The following is a 15,957-nucleotide window of genomic DNA, read 5'->3' as shown; positions in this document are numbered from 1 at the left end:
CTACACGGGGCCGGTGGCCTTGTCCAGGCCCTCGCCGCCGACCGGGAGGAAGACCGCGAACGTGGGCGGGTTGGCCTGCACCAGCTCCAGGCGGGCGCCCTCGGACTCGGCGATGTGCCGGGCCAGGGCCAGGCCCAGGCCGGTGCCGCCGGCGCCGCTCACCTCGCGGTCGAAGATCTTGCCGACCAGGTGCTCGGGCACGCCCTCGCCCTCGTCGCCCACCTCGATGCGCACCGAGTGGCCGCCGTCGACCACGTGTACCGTGACGGTGCCGCGCCCGTGCACCGCCGCGTTCTCCACCAGCACCGCCATGATCTGGGTCAGGTCCATGGGCACCGTCATCGCGGTCATCCCCTTGGCGCCGGTGAGCCGCAGCCGGCGCCCGTTCTGCCGGAACATCGGCGACCACTCGGCGACGAACCGCTCCAGCAGCCGGTCCACGCTGACCGGCTCCACCTCGGGGTTCTGGCTCTTGCGGGCCCGCCCCAGCAGGCTCTCCACGGTCTGGGTGAGCCGTTCGGCCTGCTGCAGCGCCGCCTCGCCCTCCTCGCGCACCACGTCGGGGTCGCCGGCCTCGGCGATGATCTCCTCCAGGCGCATGGTCAGCGCCGTCAGCGGGGTGCGCAGCTGGTGGGAGGCGTCGGTGGCGAAGTGCCGCTCGGTGGCGATCAGCCCGGCGATCCGCTCGGCGCTGCGGTCCAGCACCTCGGCGACCCGGTCGGCCTCGGGGATGCCGTAGCGGTGGCCCCAGGGGGTGGCCACCCCCGAACCCAGCCGCTCGGCGGTGGCCGCCAGGTCCACCAGCGGCAGCGTCAGCCGGCGCGCCTGCAGGATCGCCAGCCCCACCGCGACCCCGATGGCCAGCAGCGACAGCGAGGCGATGCCGAGCCAGGCGTTGAACACGCTCTCCTGGATGGGGCGGGTGCCGCGCCAGACCTCCACCCGCACGCCGCCGGAGGAGACCGTCTCGGCGTCCATCACGGCGCGGGTGTCGGCGGTGCCGGGGGAGTAGTCCCATCCGCCCGCCCGCACCGGCTCGTCGGACCCCGGGGGCGTGAGGCGGACCGCCAGGTCCGGATAGACCTGGGCGAAGTGCGGGACGTCGATGCCGCCCTCGTTCTGCAGCTGGGCGTCGGCGTCGGCCGCGATCACGTCGGCGTCCTGCTGGAGCGCGCGCTCGGCCTCCTCGTAGGCCGACCGGTACACCAGGGCGCCCAGGGGCAGGCCGAGGAGCAGGACCGCGATCACGGTCACCACGAGTGTGGAGAACAGCATCCGCCTGCGCATGTCGTCCCTTCTGGTCGGGCCCCCGTTCCGGCGGCCGTCCGCGGCGCAGGCGGGTGGTCGGCCGCTGCGTCAGTCCCGTTCGAAGCGGAACCCGACGCCGCGCACGGTGGTGATGTAGGAGGGCTGGTTGGCGTCGTCCCCGAGCTTGCGGCGGAGCCAGGAGATGTGCATGTCGAGGGTCTTGGTCGATCCCCACCAGTTGGTGTCCCACACCTCGCGCATGATCTGCTCGCGGGTGACCACCTTGCCGGCCTCGCGCACCAGGACCCGCAGCAGGTCGAACTCCTTGGTGGTGAGCTGCAGCTCCTCCTCGCCCAGCCAGGCGCGGCGCGAGTCGTTGTCGATCCGCACCCCGTGGACGACCGGGACCTCGGCCCCGCCGCGGCGCAGCAGCGCCCGGACGCGGGCCAGCAGTTCGGCCAGCCGGAAGGGTTTGGTGACGTAGTCGTCGGCGCCGGCGTCCAGTCCCACCACGGTGTCGACCTCGTCGGCCCGCGCGGTCAGGATGAGGATGGGCGTGGTGTGCCCCTCCGCCCGCAGCCGCCGGGCGACCTCGAGCCCGTCCATCTCCGGCAGGCCCAGGTCAAGGACCATCAGGTCGATGTCCCCCGCGCGGGCGCGGTCGAGGGTGTCGGTGCCGTTGACGGTCACGTCCACGGTGTAGCCCTCGCGGCGCAGGGCGCGGGCGAGCGGCTCGTAGATCGAGGTGTCGTCTTCGGCCAGCAGAACGCAGGTCATGGTGGAGATCGTAAGTGCCGCCAGGGCAATTCACTATTATGCGCGCCGTATGGAGCAGGGGTGGATGAAATCACCGGTGCGCGGCCCGGACGATATCGGGTGTGAAGGGCGTCCGGTACCGCCCTTTGCCGTTCTTTGAACGGTGATTGGGCGAAAACGTGCCCCTCAGGCGCCCTGGCGCGCCTGCTCGCCGGGCTCCTCGGGCTCCCGGGGGTCCCGGGGCCCAGCGGGGAACACCCACGTGCGGTAGGACCAGAACCGGAACAGCGACCCCAGGCCGACACCGATCACGTTTCCCGCGATATTGCGGGCCAAAGGCCCGTCCAGCCCCAACCCGTACACGGCGGCCCACAGGCAGGCGAGTTGGATGAGCAGCCCGACCCCGTTCATGATGAAGAACAGCACGTATTCGCGGCCCAGGCCGGTGCGGGCGCGGTGGCCGAAGGTCCAGTACCGGTTGCCGGCGAACGCGACCAGGGTGGCGACCACGGTGCCGACGGCCTGTCCGACCAGGGCGGGGGCGTCCAGCGCGGACCACAGCAGGTTCGTCGTGGTGAGCTGCACCACGTAGGCCACCGCGCCCACGGCCCCGAACTTGGCGGCCTCGTGGACGAGGTGGGCGAACCGGCGGTACAGGCCGGTCACGAATCGCATGGTCGCTCCGTTCCCGCCCGGCGGCGGTCATTAGACTGCGGGTCGGCGCAAGGATCGACTAGTGAGGCGTTGAGGAAACAGTGAGTGAGCTTAACCGCACGGTCCCCCGTGTCGGAATGGTGGGGGGCGGACAGCTCGCGCGGATGACCCACCAGGCGGGCATCGCCCTGGGCGCGGACTTCAGCGTCCTGGCCGCCTCCCCGTCCGACAGCGCCGCGCTGGTCTGCGGGGACGTGCGCCTGGGCGACGACCGCGGGCTGGAGGACCTGCTGGCCTTCGGCAAGTCCTGCGACGTGCTCACCTTCGACCACGAGCACGTGCCCGAGCCGGTGCTGCGCCGCCTGGAGGAGGAGGGCGTGGTGCTGCGCCCGGGCCGCGACGCGCTCCGGTTCGCCCAGGACAAGCTGCGCATGCGGGTGCGCGCCGGGGAGCTGGGGGCGCCGTGCCCGCGCTGGCGCCCGGTGTCCGAGCCCGGTCACGTGGAGGCCTTCGCCGAGGAGGCCGGCTGGCCGGTGGTGCTCAAGGCGGCCCGCGGCGGCTACGACGGCAAGGGCGTGTGGGTGGTCGGCACCGCCGCCGAGGCCCGGACCGTGGTGGAGCGGGCGGCCGCCGAGGAGGTGCCGCTGCTGGTGGAGGAGAAGGTGGACTTCTCCCGTGAGCTGGCGGTGCAGGTGGCGCGCTCACCCTACGGGCAGGTGGCGGCCTACCCGGTGGTGGAGACGGTGCAGCGCGACGGCATCTGCCACGAGGTGGTGGCCCCGGCGCCCGGGCTCGACCCCGACACCGCGGTGCAGGCCCAGGAGCTGGCCATCGAGCTGGCGCACGCGCTGGGCGTGGTGGGCATGCTGGCGGTGGAGCTGTTCGCCACCGCAGACGGGGTGGTCGTCAACGAGCTGGCGATGCGCCCGCACAACTCCGGGCACTGGACCATCGAGGGCGCCCGCACCTCCCAGTTCGAGAACCACCTGCGGGCCGTGCTGGACCTGCCGCTGGGCTCGCCGGAGGCGGCGGCCCCGGTCACGGTGATGGCCAACCTGCTCGGCGGTGAGGACCCCGACGTCTACGGGCGCTACGTCCACGTGATGGCCAAGGACCCCGGCCTGAAGGTGCACTTCTACGGCAAGCAGGTGCGCCCCGGCCGCAAGATCGGGCACGTGACCGTGCTCGGCGACGACCCCGAAGAACTGCTCGCGCGCGCCCGCGACGCGGCCGCCTACCTCAAGGGAGACCCCCAGTGACCGACAACGCCTCCGCCCCGGCCGTCGGGATCGTGATGGGCAGCGACTCCGACTGGCCGGTGATGCGGGACGCCGCCGCCGCGCTCGAGGAGTTCGGCATCGCCTACGAGGCCGACGTGGTCTCGGCGCACCGGATGCCGCACGAGATGATCGAGTACGGGTCGCAGGCGGCCGACCGCGGCCTGCGGGCGATCATCGCCGGGGCGGGCGGCGCCGCGCACCTGCCGGGGATGCTGGCGTCGGTGACGCCGCTCCCGGTGATCGGCGTCCCGGTGCCGCTGAAGCACCTGGACGGGATGGACTCGCTGCTGTCCATCGTGCAGATGCCGGCCGGGGTGCCGGTGGCCACGGTCGCCGTGGGGGCGGCCCGCAACGCCGGCCTGCTGGCGGTGCGGATGCTCGCCTCGGGCGACGAGGAGCTGCGCGGGCGCATGGAGGACTTCCAGGCCGAGCTCAAGCGCCTGGCCAAGGCCAAGGGCGAGCGGCTGCGCAAGGAGGCCACGGCGGGCGGCCCGAAGGTCGGCTTCGCCGCGGGCCAGGGCTGACCGCTTCCCCGTTGATCTCGGGAGGAACGCCCCTAAAACGGTGCTTTTAGCGTCGTTTTCCCCGAGATCAACGACGGAGGGCCTAGGCGTCGGGCGCCCGCCCCCACTGGGACCACACCTCGTCGGGGATGTGGCCGACCAGGCCCACCAGCGCGTCCAGGCGCTCCAGCACGGCCCCCGGCGCGGGGCCGCCGCCGGTGCAGATGAGCCGGGCGCCGTCGACCACCAGGTCGGCGATGCCGGCGCGGCGGATGTCCGCGCGCACGGCGTCGTCCAGCAGCGCCAGCGCGAAGCGGCGGTCCGCCGCCTCGGCGTACAGGTCGTGCGCCCCGCCCTCGCGGTCCTGCACGTAGGCGTAGGGCAGCCGCGCGGGCAGCTCCAGGGCGTGCACCACCAGGGTGTGCGGGCCGGGGCCGTACAGGTAGTCGAACAGGCGGAACGCGCGGCCCCGGTGCACCCCCGAGACCTCGTCCACCACCCTGCCGAGCGGCCCCGGCGGCAGTGCGGTGCGCGGCCAGCCCCGCAGGGCGCGGGTGTCGCGCGCGGTGTAGGTCCACCCGTGCTCGGCGGCGAGGGCTCTGCGGGCGGCGGACCGGTCGGAGACGCTGTCGGGGGTGCGCTGTGCTCGCATGGGCCTGCCGTACCCCGACGGGCGCGGATGAACCCGGGCGGGGGTCACCCCATCAGCCGCGGCCACTCGATCGCCGGGCAGCGGTCCATGACCATGGCGCGCCCGGCCGCGCGCACGCGGGCGGCCGCGTCGTGGTCGACCACGCCGAGCTGGAACCAGACCGCCCGCACGTCGTCGCGGGCCAGCGCCTCGTCGGCGACGGCCCCGGCGGCCTCGGAGCGGCGGAAGACGTCGGCGACGTCGACGCGGAAGGGGATGTCGGCGAGCGAGGCGTAGCCGGGCTCGCCGTGCACCGCGGCCGCCGACGGGTGCACCGGGACGATGCGCTTGCCCTGGGACTTCAGGAACCCGGCGACGCCGTGGGCCGGGCGCGAGGGGTCGCCGCCCAGGCCCACGATCGCCCAGACCTCGCAGTCGCGCAGGATGGCGCGGATCTCGTCGTCACTCGGGTCCCTGTAGTCGCTCATGGGGCCATTGTGCCCGGGACGGCGTTGATCTCGACGATCGTGCTGTCGAAACCACCGAAATGGCAGCACTTTCGTCGAGATCAACGGCATGGACGCGACACGTCCTAGCCGCCGAAGACCGGGTAGTGGTCGCTGTGGTCGGTGTAGGTGTAGTCCTTGCCGCCGGAGGTGACGGTCCAGGGCTCGCTGTGCACCTCTTCGGTGCGGTTGGTGTAGGAGGCCGGGGCGGCGCCGTTGGCGATCGGCAGCACGTGGTCGAGCTGCTCGCCGGGCCAGTCGCCGTACCGGTCGGCGGCGATGGAGTTGGTGGCGGTGTCGAAGGAGTACTCGTGCCCGGTGTGCTCCGGGCGGACCGCGCCGAGCTGGTCGATCATCGCGTCGTACTCGGCCGACCCGCCGACCACGTTCATGTCCCCGGCCACGTAGACGGGCTCGTCGTCGGGGATCGCCTTCTCCCGCAGGACGGTGGCGATCCGGTCGAGCTGGGACCAGCGCACGTCGACGTCCAGGTCGCCCGCGCAGCCGTCGTCCTCGGACTGCAGGTGGGTGCCGACCACATGCACGGGGCCGTCGGGGGTGTCCAGCTCCACGTAGGCGAAGCCCTTGCCGGAGAACCAGTCGCCCCCGCAGGCGTCCTTGTAGATGTACTGCTCCTGTCGGACGATCGGCCAGCGGCTGAGCACGGCGACCCCGCCGTCCTCGGAGGTCTCCCAGCGGTAGCCGTCGGTGAGGTCCCATCCGGAGGCGGAGCGGCCGACCACCGGGGTGGCGTAGGGGTACTCCTCCGACAGGTTCCCGATGAGCCGGTCGGAGGAGGAGTTGTCGAAGGCCTCCTGGAGGACGACGACGTCCTGGCCGGACACCACGCCGTCCCCGGCGATCAGGTCGGCCCTGTGGTCCTGCCCCCAGTTGGGGTACAGGTTCTCGGACATGAGGAAGACGTTGTAGGTGGCGATCCTCGGGGCGCCCGATGCGTCGGCGGCGGCCGCCGGAGGGGCGGCGACCGCCGTCGACGCGCCGAGCGCGGTCCCCAGGGCGAGGGCGAACATGAAATTGTTTCGCTTTCTCATGTCCGCCCAGCCTTCAGGGGCGGGGTCTCCTGTCGGTTACCGCCGGGTAGCCATGGGGTATCGGCCCGGCGGCGGACCGGGGGAGCGCCCGCTCAGGGGCGGCCCAGGGCCCGGTAGGTCCAGCCGCGGGCGCGCCAGTGCGCGGGGTCGAGCACGTTGCGCCCGTCCACGATCTTGCGCTCGGCGACCACCTTGCCCAGCTCGTCGGGGTCGGCGTCGCGGAACTCCGACCACTCGGTGAGCAGCAGCACCACCTCGGCGTCGCGCACCGCCTCCAGCATCGAGCGGGCGTAGTTCAGCTCGGTGTGCTCCCGCTCGGCGCGCTCCAGCGCCTCGGGGTCGTAGACGGTGACCCGGGCGCCCAGGGACGCGATCGTGGAGGCCACGTCCAGCGCGGGCGAGTCGCGGATGTCGTCGGAGTTGGGTTTGAACGCCGCCCCCAGCACGCCCACCGTGCGCCCGGCGAACCCGCCGCCGATCAGGGCGCGGGCGATGTCCACCGTGCGGGCGCGGCGGCGCTGGTTGATGGCGTCGACCTCGCGCAGGAAGGACAGCGCGGGCTCCACGCCCAGCTCGTCGGCGCGGGCCATGAACGCCCGGATGTCCTTGGGCAGGCACCCCCCGCCGAAGCCCAGGCCCGGCCCGAGGAACTTGCCGCCGATGCGGTCGTCGTAGGACAGCGCCTTGGCGAGCTGCATCACGTCGGCCCCGGCCGCCTCGGAGACCTCGGCCATCGCGTTGATGAAGGAGATCTTGGTGGCCAGGAAGGCGTTCGCGGAGATCTTCACCAGCTCGGCGGTCTGCAGGTCGGTGACCATGAACGGGATGCCCGCCTCGATCTGCGGCGCGGACACCTCGCGCATCGCGGCCTCGACCCGGGGGGAGTCGGTGCCGATCACGATCCGGTTGGGGCGCAGGGTGTCCTCCACCCCGAACCCCTCGCGCAGGAACTCCGGGCTCCAGCCCAGCTCGACGGCGTCCCCGGCGGGGGCCAGCTCGCGGATGCGGGCGGCCAGCACCGCGGCGGTGCCCACCGGGACGGTGGACTTGCCGATCACCACGGCGGGGCGGTCCAGCCGGGGGGCCAGCGCCTCCACCGAGGACTTGACGTAGGACAGGTCGGCGGCGCCCGAGTCGTCGCGCTGCGGCGTGCCCACGCAGATGAAGTGCACGTCGGCGAAGGCCGCCGCCTCGTCGTAGTCGGTGGTGAAGCGCAGCCGCCCGGCCTGGAGGTTGCGGGCCAGCACCTCCTCCAGGCCCGGCTCGTAGAAGGGGACCCGGCCCGCGGACAGGCTCTCCACCTTGGCCCGGTCGAGGTCCAGGCCGACGACCTCGAACCCCAGTTCGGCCATGCAGGCGGCATGGGTGGCGCCGAGGTAGCCGGTGCCGATGACCGAGATCCTGGTGCGCGCGTGTGAGACCAATGGTCCGTCCTTCCTTACGACCGGCAAAGCATCGTAGTACCGGCGCGGGCGGTCGGTCCCGGGGCCCCGTCGACCCGGTCGCTGGGAGGCGTCGTACAGGAAGGTGTTTCCGGAACCGGGGCGGGGGCAACCTCGGTGCGCGCCAAGAAGCGCCAAGCGGCGCTGAATGCGGGACGAGGGGGAGGGGTGGGCCGCGCGTGTCCTGCGGCGGTAGTGCGCCCCAGGCTACCTCTTGCGGGAGAACGGGATGGTCGTGCGCTCCGGGTCGGCGTTCCCGGCCGTGGGACCGGAGGGCTCCGCCGCGGGCGGCGGCACGGTCCCCGGCGCCGGGGCGGGTGCGGGTGCCGGAGCCGGTGCGGGGGCGGGCGCGGGCGCCGGGTCGCGCCGGGACGTCCGCCACCGGGACGGGGACAGGGCCGCGATCACCAGGAGGGTGCCCAGCACCAGGGCGAACGGCAGCGCCGGGCCCTCGGGGTGGGCGAGCCCGCCGGGGATCCAGTCGGGCACGGTCTGCGGCGCGGCCACCGGCCACAGCGCGTAGCCCAGCAGCGGCAGGCCGCAGGCCAGGGAGCCGATCGGGGGCGTGCGCCCCCAGACGAGGAACCCGCCCCCGGCGCCCGCGGCCATCAGCACGCCCAGCGGGACGGTGTCGGAGGCCTGCGGCGCGGCGTCCGCGGCCCAGGCGGCGCCGAACCACAGCGCGGGGGCCAGGGCCAGCCCGGCCAGGAGGGTGAGGAGTTGGCGCAGCACGGCGACCTCCGCGTGATCGGGGCCGGGTCTCTCCCCCACGGTATCCGCTCCCCGCACCGCCTCACAGCGCCCGCTTGGCCGCCCCTCCGAAGGCGCCCACGGCCGCCCCCAGGGCGAACATGGCGGCCTCGTCCTCGCTCATGTGCACGATGCCCGAGACGAGCTTGACCGCGTAGGGGCGTGGGCCCGCCGGGCCGATCTCGACGCCGTCGATGACGCCCTGGGCGTGCAGCAGCTTCAAGGCCTCGCCGATCTGCCTCGGGCGGTCTCCCTCGGATAGCAGCGCCATAGGGCGATCCTAGATTAGGATCGGCCCCACGATCGGGCTGATCGGTCGGCCGTCTTGCGGGGGGCGTGTGCGGTGTGGTCGGCGATGACGCGCTGGTTGTGCGAGAGCTGCCGGCGTCCGAACCCGGAGAAGTGGGACTACTGCACCTACTGCTTCAACCCCAAGCCGGGGTTCGCCCCCGGTCCGCGGCTCACCCGTCACAGACGTTGTCCCGGGCGGTAGCCGTCTCGGGTCCCGCCTCCTCGGCCGACGGCGTCGCCGAGGGCTCGGGCTCCGGGTTCTCCACCGGGACCACCCCGGTGTAGTCGAACCCCAGCACGAGCTGTACCTCCCCGCTCAGGGTGGAGTCCTCGCGCGGCTCGGCGCCCGGCACGGCGGAGGCGACCAGCTCGGCCGCGGCCTCGTCGCCCGGGCCGTAGCGCACCGTCGTCGCCTCTTCGTCGCGCGAGCTCCAGTTCTGCGCCTCGCCGGGCACCGAGAACCCGGTCGCCTCCAGGTCGCGTGCGGCCTGCCCGCCCATCCCCGGGGTGCCGATCCCGTTGAACACCTGCACCCGCACGTCGCCCGGGGCCGGCGGCGCCTCCTCTCCGCCCTGGGCCCCCTGTCCCCCCTGCGCGGCCTTCCCGGACGGCTCGGCGCCGTCCAGCGGCTCGTCCGCCGCCACCCGGGCGAACATCTCCTGGGCCGCCTTCTGGTCCCAGGTCACCGCCACGTCCCCGCGCGGGGTCCAGTAGGAGGCGTTCTCCACCGGCACCTGGGCGAAGGAGACGTCGTCCAGGCCCACCGACCGGAGCTGCCCGCCCAGCTCGCTGATGGCGGCGGTGTCCAGCCCGCTGTCCACGGTGACCGAGCCCAGCGCGGTCTCCAGGAACGCCGAGAACCGGGCCGGGTCGCCGAGGGTGTCCGTGCTCAGCGCCTTGTCCAGCAGCGCCGCCATCACCTGCTGCTGGCGGTCGATGCGGTCCAGGTCGCCCCCGGCGGTCTTGCGGGTGCGGGCGAAGGCCAGCGCCTCGCGCCCGTCCACCTCGTGCGTGCCCGCGGCCATGTCCAGCTTGGCCTTCTCGTCGGTGATCGGCTCGGGCAGGCACACCTCGATCCCGCCCAGCGCGTCCACCACCTCGGTGAACCCGGTGAAGTCGATCTCCACGTAGTGGTCGATGCGCACGTGCGTGGCGGCCTCGACGGTGCGCACGGTCAGCTTCGGGCCGCCGTGGGCGTAGGCGGCGTTGATCTTGTCCTTGCCGGCCCCGGGCACGTCCACCCAGGAGTCGCGGGGGATGCCGATGACGCTGACCGCGTCGCGGTCGTCGTTGATGTGCACCAGCATCATGGTGTCCGAGCGGCGCCCGTCGGCGCTGCCCACGCCCAGGTCGCTCTTGGACGAGGAGTCCATCCCCTCCCGCGAGTCGGACCCGATCACCAGGAAGTTCAGCGCGCCGGTGGGGCCGGGGTCGGGGCGCTCGCCCAGCCCGGAGAACACGTCGAACCGGTTGATCTGGCCCGACACCCACCCGGTGAGCGCCCACGCGGTCCCCGAGGCCAGCAGCACCACGACCGACAGCGTCCCGGCCAGCAGCAGGCTCAGCCGCCGGCGGCGCACGGAGCGCTCCGGCAGCACCGGGCCGCGGGGCCCACGCGCGCGCGATGGGCCCGCCGGGGGAGTGGGGGAGGACCGCACCCTGCGGAAGTCGTCCCCGTCCTTGTCGCGGTGCCCGCGCCCGCCGTCTCCCCTGCGCTCGCCCACTGGGTTCCTCCAGCCCCCTGGATGGCGCGGCCCTCCGGCCGCCGGGATCCAGGTTGTCATCGAATCCACCGATGGGTCGGCCATGTCGGCCCCGGCGTGTTGTCGCCTGATGTCCGACGGCCCTTCCCGGTGGCCTGCCCGCGGGAGGAGGCGGGGGCACATGGCGGGAGCGCACCGCGGGTTGCAGTACCGTTACGGTCGAACCCCGACCGAGTGACCCGTGGGAAGTCCTGTGAGCTGGCCGGCCGTATCCGTAGTCATGCCCGTGCTGAACGAGGAGCGCCACCTGGAGGCCGCGGTGCGCCACGTGCTCGCCCAGGAGTATCCGGGCGAGCTGGAGGTGGTGCTCGGTGTGGGCCCCTCCTCCGACCGCACCCGCGAGGTGGCCGACGCGCTGGCCGCCGCCGACCCCCGCGTGGTCGTGGTGGACAACCCCACCGGCCGCACGCCCTCCGGACTGAACGCCGCCATCGGCGCGTCCTCGCACGGCATCGTCGCCCGCATCGACGGCCACGCGATGATGCCCTCGGACTACCTCAAGGTGGCGGTGGAGACCCTGGAGGAGACCGGGGCCGACAACGTCGGCGGCATCATGGCGGCCGAGGGCGAGACCCCCTGGGAGCGCGCCGTGGCCGCCGCCATGACCTCCAAGGTCGGGGTGGGCAACGCCCGCTTCCACACCGGGGGCGAGGGCGGCCCCGCCGACACCGTGTACCTGGGCGTGTTCCGCCGCTCGGCGCTGGAGCGGGTGGAGGGCTACGACGAGGCCTTCCTGCGCGCCCAGGACTGGGAGATGAACCACCGCATCCGGATGACCGGCGGCACCGTTTGGTTCCAGCCCCGCATGCGGGTGTCCTACCGGCCGCGCCCCAACCCCGCCCGGCTGGCCAAGCAGTACTTCCACTACGGCCGCTGGCGGCGGGTGGTGGCCCGGCAGCACAAGGGCACCATCAACCTGCGCTACCTGGCGCCGCCGGTCGCGGTCGTCGGGATCGTGCTGGGCCTGGTCGGCGGGTTCCTCTTCTGGCCCGCCTGGCTGGTCCCCGGGGCCTACGCCGCCGCCGTGGCGGCCGCCTCGGTGCCGCTGGGCAAGGGGCTGCCGCTCCCGGGCCGCCTGGCGGTCCCGGTGGCGCTGGCCACCATGCACATGTCGTGGGGGCTCGGGTTCCTGACCAGCCCGCCGAGCCTGGGCGCGGACTCGCGCACCGCCCGCGCCCAGCGCTCTAACGCTTGACGGCCGCCGCCACCCCCGGCACGTCGTCGGCGACCACCGCGTCCACGCCCGCGTCCGCGAACCGGGCCGCGTCCACGGCGTCGGGGCACCACGAGACCACCTCGAGCCCGGCCCGGTGGGCGGTCTCCACCGTGTAGTCCACGCTGCGCCGCCCCGGGCGGGGCGGCTCCCCGGTGAGGCCGAAGGACCGGGCGTCGATCGCCACGGCCGCGCACCCCATCCCGGCCGCCCCGGCCACCGCCTGGTCCAGCGGGTTGCGCACGAACGGCATCCACGCGGTGGGCACCCCGGGCGCCTCCTCGGCCACCCGCAGCAGCACCGCCGGGTCGAAGGAGCACACGAACACCCGCCGCCGGGCGGCCTCCCGGCGCAGCACCGGCATCAGCAGCGCGGCGGTGCGGCGGTGCGGCGCGTCTGCGGCGTCCTCCATCACCGTCTTGACGTCCACGTCCAGCCCCGCCTCCTCCGGCAGGGCCTCCAGCGCCTCCTCCAGGCGCACCAGGCCGTGCCGGGCGCACTCGGCGGCGGTGGCGTCCACCACCGGCCGCCCGTCGGCCAGGGCGGCGTCGTGGTACAGCACCAGCGCGTCGTCGGCGGTGCGGCGCACGTCGATCTCCACCCAGGAGGCCCCGGTGCGCAGCGCCTCCAGGTAGGACTCCACGGTGTTCTCCCGGAGCCCGCCGACCGTCCCGCGGCCCGCGCCGCGGTGCCCGATGACCTCGGTGGGGCGGAAGACGCTCATCGGCCCCCCTCCCCGGCGCCGCGCCCGGCCTCCCGGCGCAGCAGCGCCTCGGCGACCTCGACGTCCCCCGGGTGGGTCACCTTGATGTTGGCCTCGGTGCCCGCCACGATGTGCACCGGCTCGCCCGGCAGGTAGCGCAGCACCACGCCGCAGTCGTCGGTGGCCACCAGGTCCGGGTCGGCCAGCGCGGCGGCGTAGGCCCGGCGCAGCACCTCCAGCCGGAACCCCTGCGGGGTCTGCATGCGCCGCAGCTCGGCGCGCGGCGGCACCTCGGCGATCGCCTCGGCCCCGTCCGCCCCCGGCGCCACCCGCACCACGGTGTCCGAGGACGGCACCGCCACCCCCACCGCGCCGGCGTGCTCCAGGGCGGCCACCGCCGCGGCGACGGTCGACCGGGCCACCAGCGGGCGCGCCGCGTCGTGCAGCAGCAGCAGGTCCGAGCCCGGCCGGGCGTCAACCGCGCGCAGCGCCGCCACCGAGCTGTCGGTCCGGGTGGACCCTCCCGGAAGGACCGCGGTCACCTTGGGGAAGGGCGCCGTGATCCGCTCGGCCTCGTGCAGGTGGTCCGGGGCCATCACCACCAGCACCTCGTCCACCTCCGGGGCGTCCTGGAACGCGGCGACCGCGTGCTCCAGCACCGGCCGTCCGGCCAGCGGAAGCAACTGCTTGGGGACGCCGGCCCCCATCCTGGTCCCGGCGCCCCCGGCCAGCACGGCGGCGGTCACGTGCGGCATCGCACACCTCGGCTTTCCCTCTCGTGCGTTCCTGCAGCAGAACCTACGGGACGGGGCGCCCGCATCCGACCGGTACCCTTGTGTCGCCCCGGGGACGGCGTCCGCCGCCGGGCGCGGCCGCGAAGCGGTGCGCGCGGCGACGCCGGGTCTGCCCCGCGCGGCTCTCGAACGTCCCACCCCCGGTCGGAGCGCGCCCCCCGCCGCGTCCGGCCGCAAGGTCTCACGACTGCACACCCCCAAGGAGGTGGCGGTGGCGTCAAGGGCGCTGGCCGTCTGGCAGAACCGTCAGGTCGTTGGCCTCCTGGTCCGGCGCGACCTGAAGGTCAAGTACCAGAAATCGATCCTCGGTTACGCGTGGTCGATGCTCGAACCCCTGGCCATGGCCGGGGTCTACTTCTTCGTGTTCGGGCTGATCTTCAACACGAACCGGGGCGTCCCCGGAGGCGACGACGCCCCCGGCGGCTACCTGCTGTTCCTGATCTCCGGTCTGCTGCCCTGGCTGTGGTTCAGCACGGCGCTGAACGAGGCCCCCAAGGCCCTGATCTCCCAGTCCAAACTCATCACCACGATGAAGGTCCCCCGGGAGATCTTCCCGATCGCGGTGGTCACCCGCGGCTTCGTGGACTACCTGTTCACCTGGCCCGTGCTGCTGCTGTTCGTGTTCTTCCTGGGCGGGCGCACCACGCTGATGGGCGTGCTGGTCTGGCTCCCGGCGGCGCTGGTGGTGCAGTACGCCTTCACGCTGGGCGTGACCTTCCTGCTGGCCTCGGTCAACGTCCTGGTCCGGGACGTGGAGCGGATCGTGCGCATCCTCAACCGGATCCTGTTCTACGCCTCGGCGATCATCATCCCCTCGGGCATGGTGCTGGACGGGACCTCCTCCTTCCCCGGCTGGTTCAAGTCGCTGTTCCAGCTCAACCCGCTGCTGGGGATCTTCAAGATGCACCACGCCGTCTGGTACCCGGCCGACGCCCCCGGCTTCGCCCGGGCCGCCGCCGAGGGGGGCTTCGCGCTGACCACGGCCCTCGTGGGTGCGCTCGTCTTCCTCACTGTCGGATACTGGGTGTTCCGGCGCCTGGAGACGGCCGTCCTTAAGGAGTTGTGATGGCGGAGCCGATCATCGAGGCCGAGAACCTCGGCATCAGTTTCGCGGTGAACCGCCGGCGCAAGCGCAGCCTGCGCGAGATGTTCATCCACGGCAAGAAGCGCGACCCCAACGCCGCCGGGGCCGACTTCTGGCCCATGCGCGGCGTCTCCTTCCAGGTCGCCGAGGGCGAGTGCGTCGGGATCGTCGGCAAGAACGGCACCGGGAAGTCGACCCTGCTCAAGATGATCGCCGGGGTGCTGATCCCGGACGAGGGCAGCGTCCGGGTGCGCGGGAAGGTGGCGCCGCTGCTGGAGCTGCGCGCCGGGTTCAACGACCAGCTCACCGGGCGGGAGAACGTCTACCTGGTCGGCTCCCTGCACGGCATGGACACCGAGACCATCGACGCGCGCTTCGACGAGATCGTGGAGTTCGCCAACATCCGCGAGGGCTACATCGACATGCCCGTGCGGCACTACTCCAGCGGCATGAAGGTGCGCCTGGGCTTCGCGCTCATCTCCCAGCTGGAGCACCCCGTCATGCTCGTCGACGAGGTGCTGGCGGTGGGCGACAAGGCCTTCAAGAAGAAGTGCTACGAGGCCATCGAGCGGATGCTGGCCAAGAACCGCACCATGGTCCTGGTCTCGCACAACGAGACCGACCTCAAGCGCTTCTGCGACCGCGGCCTGTACATCAAGGACGGCGAGCTGGCCCTGGACGCCGACATCGAGACGGCGCTGGCGGCCTACAACGCCGACACCAAGGCCGAGACCGAGGCCCGCAAGAAGGCGGCCGAGGAGAAGAAGCTCCGCCGGCAGGAGAAGGGCGGCGGCGAGGCCGCCTGACACGCTCGATGATCTCGGGAGAAACGACGCTACAACCACGGTTTTAGGGGCGTTTCTCCCGAGATCAACGCGGAGTGGGCGCGGTGTGTCGGAGGTTGCGGCCCGCCCCCGGGAGGGAGAGGCTCGACGGGTGACCTCCGCCGTGCTCACGCGGATCGCGCCCGTGGCGGCCGTGCTGGCCGCGGTCTGGTTCTCCGCGGGCGATACGCGCGGTGCCCTGGCGGGCTCGGCCCTGCTCGGCGCGGTCCTGCTGGCCGAGCGGATGCGCGCGGCGGCCGCCGCGGGCCGCCGCGACGCCCTGGAGGAGTGGCTGGCGGTCGTGCTGGGGCGGCTGGGCGAGTACGCGGTCTACGCGGGCCTGGCCGTCGGCGGCGCGCTCGCCGGGGAGGCCGACGCCTGGGCGTGGGCGGCCGGGGCGCTGATCGCCCTCGCGCTGCGCGACAGCGTCCTGGAGGGCGAGGCCCGCCGGGCCGCCCCGGTC

At 73.5% G+C, this 15,957-nt stretch carries 17 protein-coding genes and 1 pseudogene; 6 read left to right on the top strand and 12 right to left on the bottom strand.

Going from position 1 to position 15,957, the window contains the following annotated elements:
• From O4J56_RS24370 to O4J56_RS24360, 3 genes are all read right to left on the bottom strand, one after another.
• Positions 1 to 1,287: a sensor histidine kinase gene (locus O4J56_RS24370; protein WP_270688969.1), complete on the bottom strand. Its 1,287-nt coding sequence runs from the start codon at positions 1,285 to 1,287 to the stop codon at positions 1 to 3.
• Positions 1,288 to 1,356: 69 nt separating this feature from the next.
• The gene (locus tag O4J56_RS24365) at positions 1,357 to 2,025 is read right to left on the bottom strand and encodes a response regulator transcription factor (protein WP_017626009.1); all 669 of its coding nucleotides are present in this window, start codon (positions 2,023 to 2,025) and stop codon (positions 1,357 to 1,359) included.
• A 165-nt stretch (positions 2,026 to 2,190) separates the two neighbouring features.
• Positions 2,191 to 2,679, bottom strand: a complete 489-nt coding sequence (locus O4J56_RS24360; RefSeq protein ID WP_270688967.1) for a GtrA family protein — start codon at positions 2,677 to 2,679, stop codon at positions 2,191 to 2,193.
• Between the two features lie 80 nt (positions 2,680 to 2,759).
• Here O4J56_RS24360 and O4J56_RS24355 point away from each other — a divergent pair, with 80 nt between their 5' ends.
• Positions 2,760 to 3,917 carry a 5-(carboxyamino)imidazole ribonucleotide synthase gene (locus O4J56_RS24355; protein WP_270688965.1) on the top strand — a complete coding sequence of 386 codons (1,158 nt, stop codon included), beginning with the start codon at positions 2,760 to 2,762 and terminating at the stop codon, positions 3,915 to 3,917.
• Positions 3,914 to 4,462 (top strand): 5-(carboxyamino)imidazole ribonucleotide mutase, encoded by a 549-nt coding sequence (gene purE, locus O4J56_RS24350; RefSeq protein ID WP_270688963.1) that lies wholly within the window; start codon positions 3,914 to 3,916, stop codon positions 4,460 to 4,462. Before O4J56_RS24355 ends, purE begins: the two co-directional genes overlap by 4 nt.
• Before the next feature lie 82 nt (positions 4,463 to 4,544).
• Here the strand turns inward: purE and O4J56_RS24345 are convergent, their stop codons facing one another.
• The 7 genes from O4J56_RS24345 to O4J56_RS24315 all read right to left on the bottom strand — a co-directional run bounded on the left by O4J56_RS24345 (position 4,545) and on the right by O4J56_RS24315 (position 10,837).
• Positions 4,545 to 5,093, bottom strand: a complete 549-nt coding sequence (locus O4J56_RS24345) for a type III secretion system chaperone family protein (RefSeq protein WP_270688961.1) — start codon at positions 5,091 to 5,093, stop codon at positions 4,545 to 4,547.
• A gap of 44 nt (positions 5,094 to 5,137) precedes the next feature.
• Positions 5,138 to 5,560, bottom strand: a complete 423-nt coding sequence (locus tag O4J56_RS24340; RefSeq protein WP_270688959.1) for a CoA-binding protein — start codon at positions 5,558 to 5,560, stop codon at positions 5,138 to 5,140.
• Between the two features lie 104 nt (positions 5,561 to 5,664).
• A complete protein-coding gene (sph, locus tag O4J56_RS24335; RefSeq protein WP_270688984.1) occupies positions 5,665 to 6,609 on the bottom strand; it encodes a sphingomyelin phosphodiesterase in 945 nt (314 codons plus the stop codon).
• Positions 6,610 to 6,722: 113 nt separating this feature from the next.
• The gene (locus O4J56_RS24330; RefSeq protein WP_270688957.1) at positions 6,723 to 8,054 is read right to left on the bottom strand and encodes a UDP-glucose dehydrogenase family protein; all 1,332 of its coding nucleotides are present in this window, start codon (positions 8,052 to 8,054) and stop codon (positions 6,723 to 6,725) included.
• Between the two features lie 225 nt (positions 8,055 to 8,279).
• Complete coding sequence (locus O4J56_RS24325) at positions 8,280 to 8,843, bottom strand: hypothetical protein (protein WP_270688956.1); 564 nt, start codon at positions 8,841 to 8,843, stop codon at positions 8,280 to 8,282.
• A 22-nt stretch (positions 8,844 to 8,865) separates the two neighbouring features.
• Entirely contained in the window at positions 8,866 to 9,093 is a 228-nt protein-coding gene (locus tag O4J56_RS24320; protein WP_017626000.1) for a hypothetical protein, read from the bottom strand.
• Positions 9,094 to 9,283: 190 nt separating this feature from the next.
• A complete protein-coding gene (locus tag O4J56_RS24315; RefSeq protein WP_270688953.1) occupies positions 9,284 to 10,837 on the bottom strand; it encodes an LCP family protein in 1,554 nt (517 codons plus the stop codon).
• 232 nt (positions 10,838 to 11,069) lie between these two features.
• Between O4J56_RS24315 and O4J56_RS24310 the strand changes: the two genes are divergently transcribed.
• The gene (locus O4J56_RS24310; protein ID WP_270688951.1) at positions 11,070 to 12,071 is read left to right on the top strand and encodes a glycosyltransferase family 2 protein; all 1,002 of its coding nucleotides are present in this window, start codon (positions 11,070 to 11,072) and stop codon (positions 12,069 to 12,071) included.
• Here the strand turns inward: O4J56_RS24310 and O4J56_RS24305 are convergent.
• Positions 12,061 to 12,813: a glycerophosphodiester phosphodiesterase gene (locus O4J56_RS24305; RefSeq protein WP_270688949.1), complete on the bottom strand. Its 753-nt coding sequence runs from the start codon at positions 12,811 to 12,813 to the stop codon at positions 12,061 to 12,063. The two genes, O4J56_RS24310 and O4J56_RS24305, sit on opposite strands and share 11 nt — an antisense overlap.
• Positions 12,810 to 13,547 carry a 2-C-methyl-D-erythritol 4-phosphate cytidylyltransferase gene (ispD, locus tag O4J56_RS24300; protein WP_270688947.1) on the bottom strand — a complete coding sequence of 246 codons (738 nt, stop codon included), beginning with the start codon at positions 13,545 to 13,547 and terminating at the stop codon, positions 12,810 to 12,812. Before ispD ends, O4J56_RS24305 begins: the two co-directional genes overlap by 4 nt.
• A gap of 250 nt (positions 13,548 to 13,797) precedes the next feature.
• On the opposite strand from ispD, the gene O4J56_RS24295 reads away from it, so the two are divergent.
• The 3 genes and pseudogenes from O4J56_RS24295 to O4J56_RS24285 form a co-directional block, all read left to right on the top strand.
• Positions 13,798 to 14,652, top strand: coding sequence for an ABC transporter permease (locus tag O4J56_RS24295; RefSeq protein ID WP_270688945.1), 855 nt, complete (start codon positions 13,798 to 13,800; stop codon positions 14,650 to 14,652).
• A complete protein-coding gene (locus O4J56_RS24290) occupies positions 14,652 to 15,476 on the top strand; it encodes an ABC transporter ATP-binding protein (protein WP_270688943.1) in 825 nt (274 codons plus the stop codon). The genes O4J56_RS24295 and O4J56_RS24290 overlap by 1 nt, the downstream gene beginning before the upstream one ends.
• Positions 15,477 to 15,606: 130 nt before the next feature.
• A pseudogene (locus tag O4J56_RS24285) lies at positions 15,607 to 15,957 on the top strand (hypothetical protein); the annotation flags it as partial.

It is taken from the genome of Nocardiopsis endophytica (assembly GCF_027706725.1).
In the GTDB taxonomy this organism is placed as follows: domain Bacteria; phylum Actinomycetota; class Actinomycetes; order Streptosporangiales; family Streptosporangiaceae; genus Nocardiopsis_A; species Nocardiopsis_A endophytica.
This window is presented reverse-complemented; position numbering and strand designations above follow the sequence as displayed.

Coding starts and splice junctions, on each gene's coding strand:
- O4J56_RS24370 (WP_270688969.1), bottom strand. CDS start 1,287: ATGCGCAGGCGGATGCTGTTCTCCACACTCGTGGTGACCGTGATCGCG.
- O4J56_RS24365 (WP_017626009.1), bottom strand. CDS start 2,025: ATGACCTGCGTTCTGCTGGCCGAAGACGACACCTCGATCTACGAGCCG.
- O4J56_RS24360 (WP_270688967.1), bottom strand. CDS start 2,679: ATGCGATTCGTGACCGGCCTGTACCGCCGGTTCGCCCACCTCGTCCAC.
- O4J56_RS24345 (WP_270688961.1), bottom strand. CDS start 5,093: ATGCGAGCACAGCGCACCCCCGACAGCGTCTCCGACCGGTCCGCCGCC.
- O4J56_RS24340 (WP_270688959.1), bottom strand. CDS start 5,560: ATGAGCGACTACAGGGACCCGAGTGACGACGAGATCCGCGCCATCCTG.
- sph (WP_270688984.1), bottom strand. CDS start 6,609: ATGTTCGCCCTCGCCCTGGGGACCGCGCTCGGCGCGTCGACGGCGGTC.
- O4J56_RS24320 (WP_017626000.1), bottom strand. CDS start 9,093: ATGGCGCTGCTATCCGAGGGAGACCGCCCGAGGCAGATCGGCGAGGCC.
- O4J56_RS24305 (WP_270688949.1), bottom strand. CDS start 12,813: ATGAGCGTCTTCCGCCCCACCGAGGTCATCGGGCACCGCGGCGCGGGC.
- ispD (WP_270688947.1), bottom strand. CDS start 13,547: ATGCCGCACGTGACCGCCGCCGTGCTGGCCGGGGGCGCCGGGACCAGG.
- O4J56_RS24290 (WP_270688943.1), top strand. CDS start 14,652: ATGGCGGAGCCGATCATCGAGGCCGAGAACCTCGGCATCAGTTTCGCG.